Source organism: Candidatus Aquicultor secundus, from assembly GCF_002791875.1.
GTDB lineage: Bacteria > Actinomycetota > Aquicultoria > Aquicultorales > Aquicultoraceae > Aquicultor_A > Aquicultor_A secundus.
In genome coordinates, this window is sequence record NZ_PFNG01000108.1 from 1 (window position 1) to 3,484 (window position 3,484).

Genomic DNA, 3,484 nt, shown 5'->3' on the forward strand with positions numbered 1-3,484 from the left:
CCGTCGATCCTTACAACCTGCCCTATGCCTTCCCTGCGAAGCAACTTAATCCAAATCGGCGTTAATACCGCTGTTATAACCAGGGCTAGAACAGCGGTCAAAAATATCTGATACGTTGGATAGTGCAAAAAGGTTATCATCGTTTAAAATGCCCCAAGTATGTTCCCAAGTATATACGAAAGTATTTTCTAAAGTGTGTTCCTAAGAGTGTTATTAGACTATTTTTTGTTATTAGACTATTTTTACAAGTGCTCTTACGACTACTTCCAAACCAACCCCGCGTGATGCCTTAACTAATACAGCATCCCCAGGCATGATAAGTTGCTTTAACAGTTGCGCGGCAGTAGCCGCATCCGGGCACGTCACAACCGCTTTTGCGTTCATGCCGTTTTTAATGGCGCTGTCCGCCATCGCCTGACTCTCAATACCTACCGCGACCAGGATGTTTATCCTTAGAGAGGCGACGAGCTCCCCGATTTCCTTATGGGCCTCATTTGAAACGGGCCCAAGCTCCAGCATATCACCTAAGACCGCAACGTGTCTTCCCTGAGGTTGGGTCGATATATCCATAAGGGTTAGTAGTGCCGCCTGCATCGAACTCGGATTGGCGTTGTACGCGTCGTTTAAGATTAGCACATTATCGGCAGTTGTAAAAACCTCCATCCGCATGGATGTAGACCTGCAGCCTGAAAGCCCTATGCGTATCTCGTCAACGCTTAAGCCCAACTCGGTGGCGACAGCGGCAACGGCCAGCGCGTTATAGACATTATGCCTGCCCGGCACCGCCAGGCGCACGATATAATCCGTCCCTTTGCCGATATCGAGCCTGAACGATGCGCGGCCCAACTCATCGACATCGAGTTCGCTTCCGCGGATATCACCGGAGGCAATCCCATAAGTAACGGTCTTTGCGCAAGCGTACTGTGTGATATCGGGCGTCCAGAGATCATCCCCGTTTAATACCGCTACTCCGTCCTCCGGCAACGACTCGATAAGCTCCGCTTTTGCCCTGGCTATCATCTCTTCCGACCCAAGAAGCTCCATGTGCGCCTGTCCGATGTTTGTGACCACCCCTATATTGGGCTTTGCAATCTGCGCAAGCTCTTTTATCTGCCCCTGCCCACGCATACCCATCTCGACTACCAGCACCTGCGTTTCGGCATCCGTCCTGAGAATGGTCAGCGGGACGCCGATTTCGTTGTTAAAATTCTTGTCGGTGCTGACAACCCTGAATTTATGCGCCAGCACGCAGTTTAACATGTCCTTTGTGGTCGTCTTCCCCGTACTGCCTGTTACCCCGATAACCTTTATCGGGAGTTTCGACCGGTAATACGCGGCGATATCCTGCAGTGCCTTCAGGCAATCATTCACTTCAATAACAAACTGCGACCCGGCCAGCCCAACAAGCCGTTCCTTTTGGTACGAACCTTTTTCTACGAGAAAACCGGCGGCACCTTTTCTTAAGGCATCAAAGATGTACTGGTGCCCATCCGTCTCTCCTCTTAGCGGAATAAAAAGATCACCGCTTTTAATCGTCCTGCTATCAATGCTTATTCCAAGAACCTTAAAACCCGCTGAGCCGCTCAGCAGTATTCCCTCGGTGCTATCCGCTATTTCGTCTACGGTTAACGGGACCATTTCACCATCCCCCCGAGTAATTCCTTCGCTATTTGCACATCATCAAATGGTATTTTCTCGCCCGCTATCTCCTGTCCTTGCTCGTGCCCTTTTCCTGCAATTACCACAAAATCATCCTTTTGCGCCCCTTCCAGCGCCATCGCTATCGCGTTTCGCCTGTCCGCTTCGATCTCACATCGGCGGAGTAAATTCTCTTCTATCCCATTCTTTATTTCCATAATTATCTCTCTTGGATCTTCGCTTCGCGGATTATCTGACGTAATTATTACATGGTCGCTCAACTCCGCCGCAATTCTCCCCATCATGGGTCTTTTCCCCTTGTCCCTATCACCGCCGCACCCAAATAACGTTATTAGCCTTCCCTCGGTCAGCTGTCGCGCGGCGCTCAAGACCTTCTCAAGGCTGTCGGGCGTATGGGCATAATCCACAATTACAGTGAACTCTTGACCGGTATCCACCCGCTCAAATCTCCCCGGAACAGACCCCAACCTCTCAAGCCCTACTTTAATCTTTTCTAAATCAATGCCCAGCGCAATACTTACGCCTGCAGCGGCCAGTGCGTTGGATATGTTGTAGAGACCGGGCATTTTTAAATCTACGTCCACTGTCCCCGAACCGGTATGAATTTTTACGGCTGAGCCATCGGCCCTGAGCATGATTCCGCTTGCATATACCTCTGTTTTATCTTTAAGGCTATATCTGAGTTGCTTCCCTTCGCCTCTCTGTATAAGTTTGCGGCCGTATTCGTCGTCTATATTAATAACTTGATGAGGTCCCCGGCTTGCGTTGCGGTTGGTTGCTTTACCGACAGCTTGTTTCGGTGCGCAAGACCTCTTGTCAAATATGCGCTTTTTTACCTCAAAATATTCCTCGATCGTCCCATGATAATCCAGATGATCCCGGCTTAAGTTAGTAAAAACGACAACGTCAAATTCACACGCCTCAACCCGTAGCAAATCAATGGCATGTGAAGAAACCTCTATGACCGCCGCGTCTACACCTGCATCCACCATCCGCGCAAAGAATTCCTGTAAATCGAGCGACTCCGGGGTTGTTCGATCCACAGGAATTTTTTCGCTTCCAATCCTGTACTCGACCGTGCCTAGCATGCCGGTCTTGTATCCTGCAGCGCTCATCACGCTCTCAATCATATAACTGGTGGTCGTCTTTCCATTCGTGCCGGTAATACCGATTAGCTTAAGTTTTCTCGTCGGATAATCAAAAAACGCGCTCGCTATCTTCGCCATGGCTTCGCGCGTATTATTCACGACAATCTGGGTTATGGTAACCTTTGGTAGAGTTCTCTCAACGACAACCGCCGTAGCCCCTGCCTCTTGCGCTTTAAGAGCAAAAGCATGCCCATCGGCCTTAAATCCGTTAATACAAAAGAAGAGATCATCTTTTTTAACCTTGCGTGAATCATATGCAAGGCCCGATATCTCTTTATTTATGTCACCGATTATGTTGTTTATGGCAACCGCCGTAAGTATAGTCTTGAGTTTTTTTACTTGCACGTTCTCCTCCGCTAATCAATCATACCAGTGTCCGCATTTCAAGGTCCAGGGTCATGCCAAAGCATACCCCGCGCTTACTAAAAAACGCACGGCTTACTCCAAATTAAAGCGCTCGCCTATCCAAGCCGGCAAACCCCCACTAACGGCCGCTGCACACTCTAACCTGCCGAATGAAGCCAGGCCGAGCCCGCAACCAGACCACCGGATCCACGTATAAGCATCCCCTCTCCAGGCCAAACGTCAGCGTTTTCCCGAAAGCGTCACTAGTGCCAGAACACCATAATTATTGTGTCATTCTGAGCAGGTCCTTCGCTATCGCTCAGGATAAACTC

At 49.5% G+C, this 3,484-nt stretch carries 2 protein-coding genes; both read right to left on the reverse strand.

Features of this window, described 5'->3' with window-relative positions:
* Positions 1-231: 231 nt before the first annotated feature.
* Positions 232-1,638 (reverse strand): UDP-N-acetylmuramoyl-tripeptide--D-alanyl-D-alanine ligase, encoded by a 1,407-nt coding sequence (locus tag COY37_RS04610; RefSeq protein ID WP_286678341.1) that lies wholly within the window; start codon positions 1,636-1,638, stop codon positions 232-234.
* Entirely contained in the window at positions 1,626-3,152 is a 1,527-nt protein-coding gene (locus tag COY37_RS04615) for a UDP-N-acetylmuramoyl-L-alanyl-D-glutamate--2,6-diaminopimelate ligase (protein WP_286678342.1), read from the reverse strand. The genes COY37_RS04610 and COY37_RS04615 overlap by 13 nt, the downstream gene beginning before the upstream one ends.
* Positions 3,153-3,484: the final 332 nt, after the last annotated feature.